Annotated in this window: 18 protein-coding genes; 12 read left to right on the forward strand and 6 right to left on the reverse strand. The window is 41.7% G+C overall.

The features are described 5' to 3' along the window. Positions 1 to 67: 67 nt before the first annotated feature. From QZ331_RS12905 to QZ331_RS12915, 3 genes are all read right to left on the reverse strand, one after another. Positions 68 to 241 carry a hypothetical protein gene (locus tag QZ331_RS12905; RefSeq protein WP_294630946.1) on the reverse strand — a complete coding sequence of 58 codons (174 nt, stop codon included), beginning with the start codon at positions 239 to 241 and terminating at the stop codon, positions 68 to 70. Positions 242 to 609: 368 nt separating this feature from the next. Next, positions 610 to 984, reverse strand: coding sequence for a hypothetical protein (locus QZ331_RS12910; RefSeq protein ID WP_294630948.1), 375 nt, complete (start codon positions 982 to 984; stop codon positions 610 to 612). 24 nt (positions 985 to 1008) lie between these two features. Then, complete coding sequence (locus QZ331_RS12915; protein WP_294630950.1) at positions 1009 to 1920, reverse strand: WYL domain-containing protein; 912 nt, start codon at positions 1918 to 1920, stop codon at positions 1009 to 1011. 164 nt (positions 1921 to 2084) lie between these two features. Between QZ331_RS12915 and QZ331_RS12920 the strand changes: the two genes are divergently transcribed. From QZ331_RS12920 to QZ331_RS12930, 3 genes are read left to right on the forward strand one after another with little or no spacing between them, the layout of a single operon-like run. After that, positions 2085 to 2705, forward strand: a complete 621-nt coding sequence (locus QZ331_RS12920; RefSeq protein ID WP_294630952.1) for an ATP-binding cassette domain-containing protein — start codon at positions 2085 to 2087, stop codon at positions 2703 to 2705. A gap of 11 nt (positions 2706 to 2716) precedes the next feature. Next, a complete protein-coding gene (locus tag QZ331_RS12925) occupies positions 2717 to 3511 on the forward strand; it encodes an ABC transporter permease (RefSeq protein WP_294630954.1) in 795 nt (264 codons plus the stop codon). Beyond that, the gene (locus QZ331_RS12930) at positions 3508 to 3819 is read left to right on the forward strand and encodes a hypothetical protein (protein ID WP_294630956.1); all 312 of its coding nucleotides are present in this window, start codon (positions 3508 to 3510) and stop codon (positions 3817 to 3819) included. Before QZ331_RS12925 ends, QZ331_RS12930 begins: the two co-directional genes overlap by 4 nt. A 191-nt stretch (positions 3820 to 4010) precedes the next feature. Here the strand turns inward: QZ331_RS12930 and QZ331_RS12935 are convergent, their stop codons facing one another. Beyond that, positions 4011 to 4424 (reverse strand): DUF4891 domain-containing protein, encoded by a 414-nt coding sequence (locus QZ331_RS12935; RefSeq protein WP_294630958.1) that lies wholly within the window; start codon positions 4422 to 4424, stop codon positions 4011 to 4013. 107 nt (positions 4425 to 4531) lie between these two features. Between QZ331_RS12935 and QZ331_RS12940 the strand changes: the two genes are divergently transcribed. Then, on the forward strand, positions 4532 to 5626 hold the full coding sequence (locus QZ331_RS12940; protein ID WP_294630959.1) for a Nif3-like dinuclear metal center hexameric protein: 1095 nt from the start codon (positions 4532 to 4534) through the stop codon (positions 5624 to 5626). A 5-nt stretch (positions 5627 to 5631) separates the two neighbouring features. Next, a complete protein-coding gene (locus QZ331_RS12945; protein ID WP_294630960.1) occupies positions 5632 to 6462 on the forward strand; it encodes a C4-type zinc ribbon domain-containing protein in 831 nt (276 codons plus the stop codon). A gap of 51 nt (positions 6463 to 6513) precedes the next feature. Here the strand turns inward: QZ331_RS12945 and QZ331_RS12950 are convergent, their stop codons facing one another. Beyond that, complete coding sequence (locus QZ331_RS12950) at positions 6514 to 6963, reverse strand: type I restriction enzyme HsdR N-terminal domain-containing protein (protein WP_294630962.1); 450 nt, start codon at positions 6961 to 6963, stop codon at positions 6514 to 6516. 62 nt (positions 6964 to 7025) lie between these two features. Here QZ331_RS12950 and QZ331_RS12955 point away from each other — a divergent pair, with 62 nt between their 5' ends. The 5 genes from QZ331_RS12955 (at position 7026) to QZ331_RS12975 (ending at position 12219) form a co-directional block, all read left to right on the forward strand. Beyond that, positions 7026 to 7802, forward strand: a complete 777-nt coding sequence (locus QZ331_RS12955; protein ID WP_294630964.1) for an AMP nucleosidase — start codon at positions 7026 to 7028, stop codon at positions 7800 to 7802. Positions 7803 to 7822: 20 nt separating this feature from the next. Further along, complete coding sequence (holA, locus tag QZ331_RS12960) at positions 7823 to 8842, forward strand: DNA polymerase III subunit delta (RefSeq protein WP_294630966.1); 1020 nt, start codon at positions 7823 to 7825, stop codon at positions 8840 to 8842. A gap of 1153 nt (positions 8843 to 9995) precedes the next feature. Then, on the forward strand, positions 9996 to 10466 hold the full coding sequence (locus tag QZ331_RS12965; RefSeq protein ID WP_294630967.1) for a helix-turn-helix transcriptional regulator: 471 nt from the start codon (positions 9996 to 9998) through the stop codon (positions 10464 to 10466). Between the two features lie 77 nt (positions 10467 to 10543). After that, positions 10544 to 11320, forward strand: coding sequence for a dihydroorotate dehydrogenase electron transfer subunit (locus QZ331_RS12970; RefSeq protein WP_294630969.1), 777 nt, complete (start codon positions 10544 to 10546; stop codon positions 11318 to 11320). After that, positions 11308 to 12219 carry a dihydroorotate dehydrogenase gene (locus tag QZ331_RS12975; protein ID WP_294630970.1) on the forward strand — a complete coding sequence of 304 codons (912 nt, stop codon included), beginning with the start codon at positions 11308 to 11310 and terminating at the stop codon, positions 12217 to 12219. Before QZ331_RS12970 ends, QZ331_RS12975 begins: the two co-directional genes overlap by 13 nt. A gap of 218 nt (positions 12220 to 12437) precedes the next feature. On the opposite strand, the gene trmD is transcribed toward QZ331_RS12975, so the two are convergent. Continuing rightward, positions 12438 to 13115, reverse strand: coding sequence for a tRNA (guanosine(37)-N1)-methyltransferase TrmD (gene trmD / locus QZ331_RS12980; protein ID WP_294630972.1), 678 nt, complete (start codon positions 13113 to 13115; stop codon positions 12438 to 12440). 76 nt (positions 13116 to 13191) lie between these two features. Here trmD and ligA point away from each other — a divergent pair, with 76 nt between their 5' ends. Both ligA and dapA read left to right on the forward strand, forming a co-directional pair. After that, positions 13192 to 15192, forward strand: coding sequence for an NAD-dependent DNA ligase LigA (gene ligA / locus QZ331_RS12985; protein ID WP_294630974.1), 2001 nt, complete (start codon positions 13192 to 13194; stop codon positions 15190 to 15192). Positions 15193 to 15251: 59 nt separating this feature from the next. Then, positions 15252 to 16145, forward strand: a complete 894-nt coding sequence (dapA, locus tag QZ331_RS12990) for a 4-hydroxy-tetrahydrodipicolinate synthase (RefSeq protein ID WP_294630975.1) — start codon at positions 15252 to 15254, stop codon at positions 16143 to 16145. The last annotated feature ends 207 nt before the right edge of the window (positions 16146 to 16352 follow it).

Below are 16352 nucleotides of genomic sequence, written 5' to 3' on the forward strand. Positions count from 1 at the left end.
CCATATTTCTGACTTATTAGTTGCAAATTATTGAGTAATAATCGGTTGTAAATACAAATGTAGAATATCAAATATCTATTCCTATCAAATTTAAAAAAGCTAATATCCAACAAATTGTAAATAACCCGATAAGTATTGTTAGTACTAGAAGATCTCCATCATGTCTTTTGACACCAATTTGGGGAGAAAGAAATGGCTTAACTCCAATTTTAGAATCAAGAACTGTTGTTTCTATTTTCATGATTTTTTTTATAAACTCACGTTGACCCCTAAAGTGAAGTTATATTATAAAAAAGAAAGTGTGGAGTCGTCTGCTTATCTATCGGGAGGCTCTGGTAAACCTAAGGAACAAATAAACAATACCCCACACTTGTATAGATATGCACATGACAGCGCATAATGGAATACAAGTGATGAGTGTTATTGTTATCCCTGTTCCTTTTGAAATTTACCAGATTTCCCGAATAAGGATAAAAGCAAAACACTTTCATCTATTAATTATATGTAAAGTTGCACAACTACTTGTGACAACGTTGCAAATATAGACAATCTTTTGCAATATAACACTTCAAGGGCATTGTTTTTTGTTTTTAGCGTATAAATTATTCGCTAATAATCAATCTCATTTTCTATCAGTTCATCATCGCATTCATCTATTTGTGTATCGAAAACTTCCGATGGAAAAGTCATCTCATCTTCCGGATCGGCAAGAAAATCATCCAAACGTTCGTTGAAATTATCTTCCGGGTAATAAGTGTTGGAACCATTTTTCTTCTTTTCTGTTTTCGGAAGAAGTTCATCTTCGTTGCTCAGTGAAGAAGAGGTGTATGAACAATTGTCGGAATCAGGATGAATGGACGAAGCATTCCTGTCAAGACTTCTCATTAACTCTTTCTGTGCCAACTGGTCTTGATAAACAAAATAGCTAAAGACAACAACAAGGGTCGAGATACCTACGGTTCTGAATATCTTTTTTATTTTCATATTTAGGAAATTGAAGTTCTATTTTTATGTATTCCTTTGCAATGCTTCCTCATATACTTTTCGGATACGTTCCCGAAGATGTAACGGCTTGATTACCGTAAGTGAGCTACTACGTGCGAGTAATGCCATGACAAAATCATTGGTAATACGGAGGCGCAATGTAATCCGGAATTCTATTTCGTTGTCTGCAATGATTTTCTGCGAATGGTGTAGAGGAACAGATTTTAAGAATCTGCCATCCAGCGCACTGTAACTCAATTCAATATCTTCTACGGGAATGTCCGGCTGGTTCCAGATGCCATAACTATCCTTGAATAAGTCGTTTGCATCAATATCCATATCTCTCTTGAAGGTTTCTTCATAATAAATCCGGAGATTACGGATACAGTCTACGTTGAATGTTTTCAGCACGTTATTATCGTAGGCGAGGAGATACCAGCGTTGCTGGTCTTCTTTCAGGTAATGGGGAAGAACTTTCTTTTCGCGCATTCTGCCTTCTTCGCGTACATATATATAATCGAATGCTACCGGATGAGAGAATTTGATGGCCTTTATCAATGCCGGAAGGCATTCGGTGTCAGACGGACGGTGATGTTCGGCAAGGACATAAGTATGCAGATTGGATGTCTTATCTAAAGCATTCAGCAAATCGAAGTTCAGCAACAGGCGTTCATATTGCTCGTTAATCAGACTGTCCTCTTCATTGATATAATAGCCGCTCCGTTTTTTGTCAAAGCGGATGCAAATGCCGAACAAATCTTCTATATCTTTAAAATCACGTTGTATGGTCCGGATATCAACAGGCGTCGCGTCACGCTCTTCCATGCGAAGCCGCACATATTCCTCCAGCTCTTCACGCGGAACATAACGTTGCCTTTCTTTTAATTTGTTGATAATAACCAGCATTCGTTGTATGCCTTCCAATTTCTTTCCCATAGTCTGCTTTCTTTTGGATTTCTACCGGCAAAGATAATGAGCTATGGCGACAAAACATGTCGTTCTGTCGAATTTATACAAAACCTCCCGCTTTTGTTTCCCATCGATATCCGAAAAGTCTTGTTTTTTATGTACTTTTGGCGAGAATTTCAAGAGAACAAATCATGCTACATATCAACAACGCCTGCATAACCTTTGGGACGGAAGTGCTTTTTTCCGGTTTCAACCTGCGGCTGAAGCGGGGAGAGACCGCCTGTATCGTAGGTCAATCCGGTTGTGGAAAAACATCATTGCTGAATGCGGTGATGGGATTCGTGCCATTGAAAGAGGGAACCATCCGAGTGGGAGAAACATTACTCGGCATATCCACTGTCGATAATGTCCGGCGCCAGATTGCGTGGATTCCGCAAGAGTTGGCGTTGCCGTTCGAATGGGTGAAAGAGATGGTCGCCCTACCGTTCGGGTTGAAAGTGAACCGTTCGGTTCCCTTCTCGGAAGCGAGGCTTTTTGCCTGCTTTGACGAATTGGGGCTGGAGCACGACTTATACACAAAGCGAGTAAATGAAGTTTCGGGCGGACAACGGCAGCGCATCATGCTCGCAGTAGCCGCGATGCTCGACAAACCTCTCATCATCGTCGACGAACCGACTTCTGCCTTAGATGCCGGAACGACCGACAAAGTGCTCTCCTTCTTCCGGAGACAGGCAGAGAAAGGGACGGCCGTGCTTGCCGTGTCTCACGACAAAGATTTTGCCGCAGGGTGTCATTATGTAATAGAACTATAAAAACACATATTTTGGGAACAATCGACATATCCTATTATAACTTAGCCATAGGCTTGCTTCTGCTTGCCATTCCGTTTTTTTATCTGTGGAAATTCAAAACGGGGTTACTGAAACCTGCCGTAATCGGTACAGTGCGGATGATTATCCAACTGTTCTTCATCGGTATGTATCTGAAATATCTTTTTCTGTGGAACAATCCCTGGATTAATTTCCTTTGGGTGATTATCATGATATTCGTGGCCGGACAAACAGCACTGGTACGTACACAGTTGAAAAGCAGCATTCTGCTGATTCCGATTACCGTCGGGTTTCTTTGCAGTGTCGTCCTGGTGGGACTCTATTTTATAGGCGTCGTTCTTCAGTTGGACAATATATTCAGTGCCCGATACTTTATTCCAGTCTTCGGTATTCTGATGGGGAATATGCTTTCGAGCAATGTCATCGCCTTGAATACTTATTACAGCGGCTTGAAACGCGAGCAACAGTTGTATAGATACCTGTTGGGAAACGGGGCGACCAGGCAGGAAGCCCAGGCGCCGTTTATCAGGCAGGCGATTATCAAATCGTTCAGTCCGCTCATTGCGAATATCGCGGTAATGGGGTTAGTGGCTTTTCCGGGAACGATGATTGGGCAGATTTTAGGCGGAAGCACGCCGAATGTTGCTATCAAATATCAGATGATGATTATGGTAATCACCTTCACTGCCTCCATGCTTTCGTTGATGATAACCATTTCGCTGGCTTCGCGAAAGTCGTTCGACGTATACGGGAAGTTGCTGGAAGTATCGAAAGAGACAAAAAAATGACAGCAACCGACCGAATCTTTCAGATAGTAGCCGGAATATCCATACCGCATTTCTTTGTTACGGTGGAATTTTCGGCGTTGGGCAATGGGACACCCCGGTACATTGAAGCCTTCTTGTATGAAAAGCATCAGACGATTCTTCAAGGCGCGAGCGGCCGTAAATTTATCTATCGGGAAGGAGGGTGGCGGTTGATTTTTACTTTTTTCCCTACGGATAGGGTCGTTGACGAACGGTATGCCCTCAAAAATAAAACTTGCTACCGCAGAAAATACCCGGAAAACGGGCAAAACAATCCTTTTCAAGCATAGAAAAAAATAATTTCACCGTAGGAAACGAGTGTTTCCATTGCATGATACGACCGTTTCCATTGCTTGAAACAGTAGTTCCCATGCGAAGGAAACTATAGTTTCATACGGAAGAAACTACAGTTTCCTCCGTATGAAACAACTCATTCAACCGCATGAGTACAAAAACTCTCCCATATTAACTGGACTATTATCTACTTTCCATTGACTTTTTCGTAGAAGCAACGGAGTTGGACAACCTGTTCTCCCGGTTGCACACATCCGCTTTCGAACATTTTCTCTGAGACCTGGAACTTCGCAAGATGGTGACGGATGTATTTTTCTGCGCCCAGTGATTGCTTTTTGACGAAAGATTTTAGAGAAACCTTTCCGTTTTCGTGGATGACAACTCTGGCTTTGGTGGTGCGAAATCCCCATTGCTCACAGTTTTTCGTTTCCGCTTTGTCTATCCAAAAGATGGCAGTGGCTTTTACTGTATCGGCGATACACTCTTCCTGGTTGTCGCTGCCCACATCTTTGGCAACTGAATTGTCATCGTTCCTGTTGGGTTTCAATTGGCAGGAAATGGTCAGAACGACCAATAGAAAATAAGACAAGATGGTTTTCATTGTATTCGATAATTGATAGTGATGCCGACAAATTTACTAAAAAAAGCGGGAAAGAAGCGGTGAATCCCTATTATTTTCTTATCTTTGCAACCAAATTTTCTACCTATATGAAAATTAAGGAAATAGTAAGCGCCCTTGAACGATTCGCGCCTCTGCCATTGCAAGACGGATTTGATAATGCCGGCCTGCAAATCGGATTGACAGAAGCGGAAGCAACAGGGGCTTTATTGTGTCTTGACGTTACCGAAGCGGTGCTGGATGAAGCAGTCGCGTTGGGCTATAACTTTGTCATATCGCATCATCCGCTTATTTTTAAGGGATGTAAGTCCATCATAGGCAGAGACTACGTGGAACGCTGCATCGTGAAAGCGATAAAGAATGACATTGTCATCTATTCGGCGCATACCAATCTGGATAATGCACACGGGGGAGTCAACTATAAGATAGCCGAGAAAATCGGATTGAAAAACCTGAAAGTTCTTGAACCTAAGGCAGACAGCTTGGTCAAGTTGGTGACATTTGTCCCTTATAAGCAAGCCGATGCCGTGCGCGAAGCATTGTTTGCTGCCGGTTGCGGATGCATAGGCGACTATGACTCATGCAGTTACAATCTGAAAGGAGAGGGGACTTTCCGGGCAAACGAAGGTACTCATCCTTTTTGTGGAACTGTCGGAGAGCTGCATCGCGAAGAGGAAGTGAGAATCGAAACCATCCTTCCTATATATAAAAAGGCGGAAGTCATAAGGGCGTTGCTGACTGCACATCCATATGAGGAACCGGCCTTCGACTTGTATCCGTTGCAAAATGTATGGGCGCAGGCAGGCGCGGGAGTAGTAGGAGAGCTGGACGAACCGGAAGCGGAACTTGATTTCCTCTGCCGCATAAAGAACATCTTCGAAGTAGGTTGCGTGCGTCACAGCAACCTGACGGGCAGGAAAATACAAAAGGTAGCATTGTGCGGAGGTTTCGGAGCTTTCCTGCTTCCGAAAGCGATTCGGGCAGGCGCGGATGTTTTCATAACGGGAGAAATCAAGTATCATGATTATTTCGGTCACGAAGACGATATCCTCATGGCGGAAATCGGTCATTACGAAAGCGAGCAATATACAAAAGAAATTTTTTATTCCATAATTCGGGATTTATTTCCTAATTTTGCGCTCCAAATGAGCAGAGTAAATACGAATCCCATAAAATATTTATAAGTAAAATGGCTAAAGAAGCAAAAAAAGAATCGAATGAGTTGACAGTAGAACAGAAATTGAAAACACTGTTCCAACTGCAAACTATGTTGTCCAAGATTGACGAGATTAAGACGTTGAGAGGCGAACTTCCGTTGGAGGTGCAAGACCTTGAAGATGAGATTGCAGGTTTGAGTACTCGTATCGAAAAAATCAAAGCCGAAGTAAGCGAGTTGAGAACTGCCATCTCCAGCAAGCGAGTAGAGATTGAAACTGCTAAGGCTTCGGTTGAAAAATATAAATCACAACAGGACAACGTACGCAACAACCGCGAATATGACTTCCTGACCAAAGAAATCGAATTCCAGACACTCGAAATCGAACTTTGCGAGAAGAGAATCAAGGAATACACGGCCGATAAAGAAAATAAAGAGGGGGAAGTAGTGAAGAATGAACAAATTCTGAACGAAAGACAAAAAGACCTCGAACAGAAAAAAAACGAATTGGATGAAATCATCGCGGAGACCAAGCAGGAAGAAGAGAAGCTGAGAGACAAGGCGAAAGATTTGGAAACCAAAATCGAACCGCGTCTGTTGCAGTCATTCAAACGCATCCGCAAGAATTCGCGCAACGGATTGGGTATCGTATATGTACAGCGTGACGCTTGCGGCGGTTGCTTCAACAAAATTCCGCCTCAAAGACAATTGGATATCCGTTCGCGTAAGAAAGTAATCGTTTGCGAATATTGCGGACGCATCATGATTGACCCCGAATTGGCCGGTATCCAAATCGAGCATAAAGTAGAAGAAGCTCCGGCATCAACTACAAAAAGAGCAATTAGAAGAAAAACAGCCGAATAAATCGTGCAGTCGATATAGCGTCACTATCTTGAACAGGTAGTGACGCTTTTTTTATAAGGAATTGTAGTCGGGAATGTCTCTCAGAAAAGTATAACGCTGATTTTCATAATCCATCCGGCAACAATAGTGCTGCATCCCGTTGCTGACAATCAGATAGTCTACTTTCAATACCATATTATATCGGGTAATCTGGTCGAAAACCGCTTGTGTGATTTCGATATGGGGAGCCTTGTACTCTACAATCATCCGGGCGGATAAGTCTCTCCGGTAGAGCACTGTATCGCATCTTTTTGTGGTACCGTTCAGTTTTACCATTACTTCGTTGGCTAAAAGCACAGACGGGTATCCTTTGTGTGTAATAAGAAAGTGAACGAAATGTTGCCGCACCCATTCTTCGGGAGTAAGGGTGACATATCGTTTGCGAATCACATCAAAAATTACATTTTTTCCGTTTCGTACGTTTATTTTAGCGTCGAATGCTGGTAGGTTTAACGATAACATTTACTACTTTTGTGAGTTAAATAACGGGTTCCTTCATTTGGAACCGCAAATTTAATGAAATTATGAAAACGAAAGAAGAAATCGTCGCTAATTGGTTGCCGCGTTACACAAAACGTAATTTGGAAGATTTTGGAGAGTATATTCTGTTGACTAACTTCAATAAGTATGTAGAGATTTTCGCCAACCAATTCAATGTTCCGATATTGGGCAGAGATGCTAATATGATTTCTGCCACTGCCGAAGGCATTACAATGATAAACTTCGGTATGGGAAGTCCGAATGCTGCCATTATTATGGATTTGTTGGGCGCCATTCATCCGAAGGCCTGCCTGTTTCTTGGCAAATGCGGGGGGATTGACAAAAAGAACCAGCTCGGTGATTTGATTCTTCCCATTGCCGCTATCCGTGGTGAGGGGACTTCCAATGACTATTTCCCACCGGAAGTTCCGGCGTTACCTGCGTTTATGTTGCAGCGTGCCGTTTCTTCCTCCATCCGCGATAAAGGGCGCGATTACTGGACGGGGACGGTCTACACCACCAACCGCCGCATATGGGAGCACGACGAAGCATTCAAGGAATATCTGAAAACGACTCGTGCGATGGCGGTCGATATGGAAACGGCCACTTTGTTCAGTTGCGGTTTTGCCAATCATATTCCTACAGGTGCATTATTACTGGTCTCCGACCAACCGATGACTCCCGACGGAGTAAAAACAGACAAAAGCGACAATTTAGTCACTAAAAACTACGTAGAAGAACACGTAGAGATAGGTATCGCTTCATTGAGCATGATTATTGATGAAAAGAAAACAGTAAAACACTTGAAATTTGACTGGTAACTTCCGGTCTGAAAACATATATGGCAAAACAAGAACTGACGTGTGATGACATTCTCAAAGAATTGAGAGCGAAGCAGTATCGCCCTGTCTATTATCTGATGGGGGAAGAATCGTACTATATCGATTTGATTGCAGACTACATTACGGACCATGTGTTGAACGAAACGGAAAAGGAATTTAACCTGACCGTCGTGTATGGTGCCGACGTAGATGTGGCTACTATAATAAATGCTGCCAAACGTTATCCGATGATGTCTGAACATCAGGTGGTAGTGGTAAAAGAAGCGCAGGCAATCCGCAATATGGAAGAGTTGTCTTATTATCTTCAGAAACCGTTGCTTTCTACTATTTTGGTGATATGTCATAAGCATGGTACGTTGGACCGAAGGAAAAAGTTGGCTGCCGAAATAGATAAGGTAGGCGTGTTGTTTGAGTCGAAGAAGATAAAAGATGCACAGTTGCCGGCCTTTATTTCTTCTTATATGAAACGTAAGGGGGTAGATATGGAGCCTAAAGCCACCGCCATGTTGGCCGATTTTGTCGGTTCCGATTTAAGTCGCCTGACCGGAGAACTGGAGAAACTAATTATCACTTTGCCCGCCGGACAGCGACGTGTAACTCCCGAACAGATAGAAAAGAATATCGGTATAAGCAAGGATTATAATAACTTCGAACTGCGGAGCGCTCTTGTGGAAAAGGATATTCTTAAAGCCAATAAGATAATAAAATATTTTGAAAAAAATCCGAAAACGAACCCGATACAGATGACATTGTCTCTGTTGTTCAACTTTTATTCCAACCTGATGCTGGCATATTATGCACCTGAAAAATCGGAGCAGGGCATTGCCAATATGCTGGGATTAAAGACGCCCTGGCAAGCGAAAGATTACTTGGCTGCCATGCGGAAATACAGTGGAGTAAAGACTATGCAGATTGTTGGTGAAATACGATATGCTGATGCAAAGTCAAAGGGAGTAAAAAACAGTTCGATGTCAGACGGGGACATTCTTCGCGAATTGGTGTTTAATATTTTGCATTAGAGAGAGCAAGTTCCCAATACCATTAAAAGGCTTGTACTTTTACTATAGATAGTATAAAGTATAAGCCCTTTTTGTTTTCCAATGATTTCCTGTTCCCGCTCGGAATATAAGCTCGTTTTTTGAATAAAAAATCAAACAATAGATTGGTTGCATTTTACTCTTTGTCTTTTCTACTGCTCTTTTCCTTCTTTTATATCTGGTGCATCTGAGCTTTTCATTCCATTTTCATTGAATCGCTTCGGGCATGATTCTTCTTTTTGAGGATAAGGCCTATTTGTTAGTGATAAAGTAGAAAACTTCCCTTTCTAAGAGTAATTTCAAGATATCATTTTGATAGTTTGAGGATTATTAGAGGAATAATCGCTTCATTTTTCTATTTCAACCCAATAAGGCAACTAAAAAATAGGTATTAATTTACTGTATAATAGATTTTTATATCAAAAATAGCCCTTCTATAATTGAAAAAAAATAGCGAATCGGGTAAATGCTCGAAAATATTGCAAGGATTCTTAGTTTTGTAGTGGAATGTAAAAGATGATTTGGTAAAAGATGAAAATACATCCGTAAATAATGGGATTTATCCTTTATTTTATTGCAGATGCAACTTATATAATTTACGTTTGTATATTTATTAATATACAAACATACTTAGTATAAATGCAAAACCAATACATATGTGATTAAAAGAAATGATATACAAATATTATTATCTAAATTTACAGAATTGAATGGTAATGTATGAATGTAGTAGGAGAGGCGTTTAACATTCAATATTACGCATATTATTAAATTGAATATCAGTTATATATACTTTTTATTTCATTCTTCGCTATAAATGGACCAGTTGAGTTTGTGATACTTTTGTAAATTTATCTGTTAGAAATCTATATATTATAAATAAACAGATGATTATCAATAAATAATCGGTATTTATTAAACATGAAATATTATTTTAAAGTACAGCGTTTTCTTCTTTAGTACAAGCGTAATGTTAGAAAGGTAAATTAGGTAATATTTTTGTGATATTTGATGTTTTATATTTGTAATTTGGTTTTGTGAATTAAAATTTTTACCTTTGTATATTGATAAGATTCATATATATTTTTGTGAAATCAGCATTTAGTACATACAAATGTGACTCAATATAGGTAGTATGGAAATAAAAGACAGAATTAGGATGATTATGGAGAGGGAAAAAGTTCCTCCCAGAGTTTTTGCTGAAACAATCAAAGTGCAGCAGTCTACTCTTTCTCATATTTTGAATGATAGAAACAAGCCAAGTTTGGAAGTGGTGATGAAAATACACCAGACTTATAGTTATATAAATCTTGAATGGTTGCTGTATGGCAAAGGTGAAATGTTGGCTTCTGATGAAGAACCTTCCTCTGCCTCTTCTGATGGCGATTATCAACCCTCTTTGTTTGACGAGAGTCTCGTAAATTCGTTCAAAGAGACGATTGCTCCGGAAAATCGCAAGGAAATAGCAACAAAAAGTGCCGAAAACATATCTAAAGAGATTGTAAAGCAGGAAATTAGGTACATAGAAAAGCCTGTTAGGAAAATAACTGAAATAAGAATTTTCTTTGATGACAATACCTACGAAACGTTTCGGCCTGAAAAATAAGTGGTAAAATCGCAGGTTTGAGCAAATTCCTGTATCTTTGCACTTGGAATACGAATTTATACTTTTTATATCCATACATGAAGAAATTTATTTTAGATTTGACGGTTACTGAGAATATCAGATTGCATATTAATTATGTATTGCTAAAGCTGACCTCTCAATCGTTACTGCCCGAAATGCTACCGGGGCAGTTTGCCGAACTTCGGGTGGACGGCTCGTCTACTACATTCCTGCGTCGTCCTATTTCCATTAATTTTGTAGATAAACAACGAAACGAAGTATGGTTTCTGATTCAGTTGGTCGGAGACGGAACAAAACGCTTGGCGGAGGCAAAACCGGGCGATGTAATCAATACCGTGCTTCCGTTGGGAAATGGCTACACAATGCCTCAGACTCTTTCTGATAAGTTACTGTTGGTTGGTGGTGGTGTCGGCACGGCTCCTATGCTATATTTGGGTGAACAATTAGTTAAAAATGGCCATAAACCAACGTTCCTTTTAGGGGCGCGTAGCGATAAAGACTTGTTGCAACTGGAGGAATTCGCCAAATACGGCGAAGTGTACACCACTACAGAGGACGGTAGTCATGGAGAAAAAGGATATGTCACCCAACACTCTATATTAAATAAAGTACGTTTTGAGCAAATTTACACGTGTGGCCCTAAACCAATGATGATGGCAGTGGCAAAATATGCCAAAACTAATCAGATAGAATGCGAAGTTTCATTGGAAAATACAATGGCTTGTGGTATTGGCGCGTGCTTGTGCTGTGTGGAAAATACGACAGAAGGTCACTTATGTGTTTGTAAAGAAGGTCCTGTTTTTAATATAAATAAACTACTATGGCAGATTTAAGTGTAAACATTGGTGAATTGCAAATGAAGAACCCGGTGATGACGGCTTCCGGTACATTTGGATATGGTGAAGAGTTCTCAGATTTCATTGATATAGCGCGAATAGGTGGTATTATTGTAAAGGGAACTACTCTTCACAAACGTGAAGGAAATCCTTATCCGCGTATGGCCGAAACTCCTTCGGGAATGTTAAACGCTGTAGGATTGCAAAATAAGGGCGTGGATTACTTTGTAGAGCACATATATCCTCGCATAAAGGACATTCAAACGAATATGATTGTAAATGTTTCGGGTTCTGCTGTTGAAGACTATGTGAAAACAGCAGAAATCATTAATGAACTTGACAAGATTCCTGCCATAGAATTGAACATATCCTGCCCGAATGTGAAGCAAGGTGGTATGGCATTTGGTGTGTCAGCCAAAGGTGCTGCAGAAGTAGTGAAAGCAGTGCGTTCAGCTTACAAAAAGACACTTATTGTAAAACTTTCGCCGAACGTCACTGACATCACAGAAATAGCTCGCGCGGCAGAAGAAAGCGGTGCAGACAGCGTATCGTTAATCAATACTTTGTTGGGAATGGCGATTGATGCGGAGCGTAGACGTCCTATTTTGTCGACTGTAACAGGCGGAATGTCCGGAGCAGCCGTAAAACCCATTGCATTACGTATGGTGTGGCAAGTTGCTAAAGCGGTAAAGATTCCTGTCATTGGTTTGGGCGGTATCACGAATTGGAAAGATGCGGTTGAGTTCATGTTGGCAGGTGCGTCCGCCATCCAAATTGGTACGGCTAATTTCATAGATCCGGCTGTTACAATCAAAGTAGAAGATGGTATAAACAATTACTTAGATAAACACGGATACAAATCAGTCAAGGATATTATCGGTGCACTTGAGGTATGATAGTAAACATACAATAACCATTCGCACGACATCGCTTGGAGAAATGTTACTTCCCCTCCGAATCTCGAGGTGCGAAACAAGGCCGGAGATGATGATTGAAAAGAAGGTCGTGTTTGGAGGAGAGAGTAGCAAGTAGAACTTCCAGGTAATGGACATTAATAAAAACGACGGTGAGAAAAAAGCCAATTCTCACCGTCGTTTTTATTTACAAATTGTCTTTATTCGTCCAACAGGTCGGGGCGAAGTTTTCGGGTGCGTTCCAACGACTGTTGCAACTCCCATTCTTTAATCTTTGCTTCGTGGCCGGACAATAGAATATCGGGAACTTTCCAACCTTTATAATCGGCAGGGCGGGTATATACGGGTGCTGCCAACAAGTTGTCTTGGAAAGAATCCGAAAGCGCAGATTGTTCGTCGGAGATAACCCCAGGAATGATTCGCACAATGGCATCAGCCATAACTGCTGCGGCAAGTTCGCCGCCTGTCAGTACATAATCTCCGATACTGATTTCTTTCGTAATCAAATGCTCTCGGATGCGGTAATCAATCCCCTTGAAATGTCCACAAAGGATGATAAGGTTCTGTGTCAGCGAAAGGCTGTTTGCCATTGGCTGGCTGAATTGTTCTCCGTCGGGAGTAGTGAAGATTACCTCGTCATACTCCCGTTCTGCTTTAAGAGCGTTGATGCAACGTTCGATGGGTTCTATCTTCATCACCATTCCGGCAAAACCGCCGAAAGGATAATCATCGACACGACGATATTTATCTTCGGTATAGTCACGCAGGTTGTGAATATGTATTTCCGCAAGTCCTTTGTTCTGAGCTCGTTTCATAATGGAACAATTAAAGAAACCTTCAATCATTTCGGGCAAAACTGTTATAATATCAATACGCATAATCTTTTAATTTTTCGCAAAAGTACAAATATTCAAAGATAAACCTGTATTTTTGCCTTAAACAATCGAAGAAATCATGGATATAAAGAAAAAAATAGAAGAGTTGCGTGCCGAACTTCACCGGCATAATCATAATTATTATGTGTTGAACACTCCCGAAATATCGGACAAGGAGTTTGACGACATGATGCGTGAACTTCAGGACTTAGAGCAGGCGCATCCAGAATACAAAGACGACAACTCGCCTACCATGCGCGTGGGAAGCGACCTGAATAAGAACTTTACGCAAGTAGCACACAAGTATCCCATGCTGTCGTTAGCAAACACTTATTCCGAAGCGGAAGTGACGGACTTTTACGAGCGTGTGCGCAAGGCGCTCAACGAAGATTTTGAGATTTGCTGTGAAATGAAATACGACGGTACTTCGATTTCATTGACCTATCAAAACGGGAAACTGATTCGTGCTGTTACCCGTGGCGATGGCGAGAAAGGAGACGATGTGACCGACAATGTAAAAACGATACGCTCCATTCCGCTTGTACTTCACGGCAACGGCTATCCTGCCGCTTTTGAGATTCGCGGAGAGATTCTTATGCCGTGGGAAGTGTTTGAAGAACTGAACCGCGAGAAAGAAGCGCGTGAAGAGCCGCTTTTTGCCAATCCACGCAATGCAGCTTCCGGTACGTTGAAGTTGCAGAATTCCTCCATCGTGGCTTCCCGCAAGTTGGATGCATACTTGTATTACCTACTGGGCGACAATCTGCCTTGCGACGGCCATTACGAAAATCTTCAGGAGGCCGCGAAATGGGGCTTCAAAACTTCCGACCTGACGCGCAAGTGCCGGACATTGGAAGAAGTCTTTGAATTTATCAATTATTGGGATGTGGAACGCAAGAATCTGCCGGTTGCCACCGACGGGATTGTCTTGAAGGTAAACAGCTTGCGACAACAGAAGAACTTAGGATTTACGGCAAAATCCCCCCGATGGGCGATTGCATATAAGTTTCAGGCGGAACGCGCCTTGACGCGCTTGAATAAAGTGACCTATCAGGTAGGCAGAACCGGCGCTGTCACTCCTGTAGCGAATTTGGAACCTGTACAGCTTTCGGGAACGGTCGTAAGACGTGCATCTTTGCACAATGCAGACATCATCGAAGGACTTGACTTGCATATCGGAGACATGGTTTATGTGGAAAAAGGAGGTGAAATCATTCCCAAAATCACAGGCGTGGATACAGATGCGCGCAGTTTTATGCTTGGTGAGAAAGTATGCTTTATCGCCAATTGTCCCGAATGCGGCAGTAAGTTAATTAGATATGAAGGAGAAGCCGCCCATTATTGTCCGAATGAAACGGCGTGTCCTCCACAGATTAAAGGAAAAATCGAGCATTTTATCAGCCGCAAAGCAATGAATATTGACGGATTGGGTCCAGAGACGGTAGATATGTTCTATCGTTTGGGGCTAATCAAGAACATGGCCGATTTGTACAACCTCACAACTGACGATATCAAGGGACTGGAGCGTATGGGAGAAAAATCGGCAGAGAATATTATAACAGGCATTGCTCAAAGCAAAACAGTCCCTTTCGAACGTGTGATTTTCGCTTTGGGAATCCGTTTTGTCGGTGAGACTGTCGCAAAGAAGATTGCAAAATCCTTTGAGAATATAGACGAATTGCAGCAGGCAACTCTCGAAAAACTGATTGGTATTGATGAAATCGGAGAAAAAATAGCGCGGAGTATCCTTTTATATTTCGCAGGCGAATCCAACAGTGAGTTAGTCGGTCGGCTCAAAGAGGCCGGGCTGCAACTTTATCGCACCGAGGAGGATTTAAGCGGATATACGGACAAGTTGGCCGGGAAATCCATTGTTATCAGTGGTGTATTTACCCATCATTCGCGTGACGAATATAAAGAGATTATTGAAAAAAACGGTGGCAAGAACGTAGGAAGCATCTCCGCCAAAACAAGTTTTATCCTTGCCGGAGACAATATGGGCCCCGCAAAACTGGAAAAAGCGAAGAAACTTGGAATAACCATACTGAGTGAAGAGGAATTTCTGAAACTTATATCGTAAGATAAGAAAAATATTTGTACTTTTGCCACTGCATAAATTAGAGATTATAATTAAAACTCATGATACAGACTAAATTGAAAGGAATGGGGGTAGCACTGATTACTCCTTTCAAAGAGGATGAGAGTGTTGACTATGACGCTTTGATGCGCATGGTGGACTATCTATTGCAGAATAATGCGGATTTCTTGTGTGTGTTAGGAACTACGGCCGAAACGCCGACTCTCACCGAGGAAGAGAAGAAAATCATAAAAAAGATGGTAATTGACCGTGTGAACGGAAGAATTCCTATTCTGCTAGGGGTAGGCGGTAATAACACCCGTGCCATTGTAGAGACATTGAAGAACGATGATTTCACGGGAGTTGACGCGATATTGTCTGTTGTACCGTATTATAATAAACCTTCACAGGAAGGAATTTACCAGCATTACAAGGCGATTGCCGAAGCGACGGAACTTCCCATCGTGCTGTATAATGTGCCGGGACGTACAGGTGTAAATATGACCGCTGAGACTACTTTGCGTATTGCCCGCGATTTCAGTAATGTGATTGCCATCAAAGAAGCATCCGGCAATATCACGCAGATGGACGACATTATCAAAAACAAACCGGAAAACTTTAATGTGATTTCCGGTGACGATGGTATTACTTTCCCTCTTATAACGTTAGGCGCTGTGGGTGTTATATCGGTTATTGGCAATGCATTTCCCCGTGAATTCAGCCGCATGATGCGTTTGGCACTTCAAGGAGATTTTGCTAATGCGCTGACTATCCACCACCGTTTTACGGAATTATTCAACCTGCTGTTTGTAGACGGAAACCCTGCAGGAGTGAAATCAATGCTCAATGCAATGGGAATGATTGAAAACAAACTCCGGTTGCCGTTGGTTCCCACCCGCATCACTACGTTTGAGGCAATACGCAAGGTATTGAATGAACTGAATATCAAATGTTGATACGGGACAAGCAATTGCTTTCCAATTAGCTTACAGAATAATAATTTACCCTTCATCTTTATCCCGATTTCCATAAGAATAGATTAAGACGAAGGGTAAATTATTTGACTTGCATATTTGCAAGAACTGGGTCAGTGCGAAACCCCTGTGGGTATGTTATGTTAATACTCGAAAGTGCACTATCTTTGCGTTCAAATTAAAATTATC

The sequence above is a fragment of the uncultured Bacteroides sp. genome (genome assembly GCF_910586915.1).
Classification (GTDB): domain Bacteria; phylum Bacteroidota; class Bacteroidia; order Bacteroidales; family Bacteroidaceae; genus Bacteroides.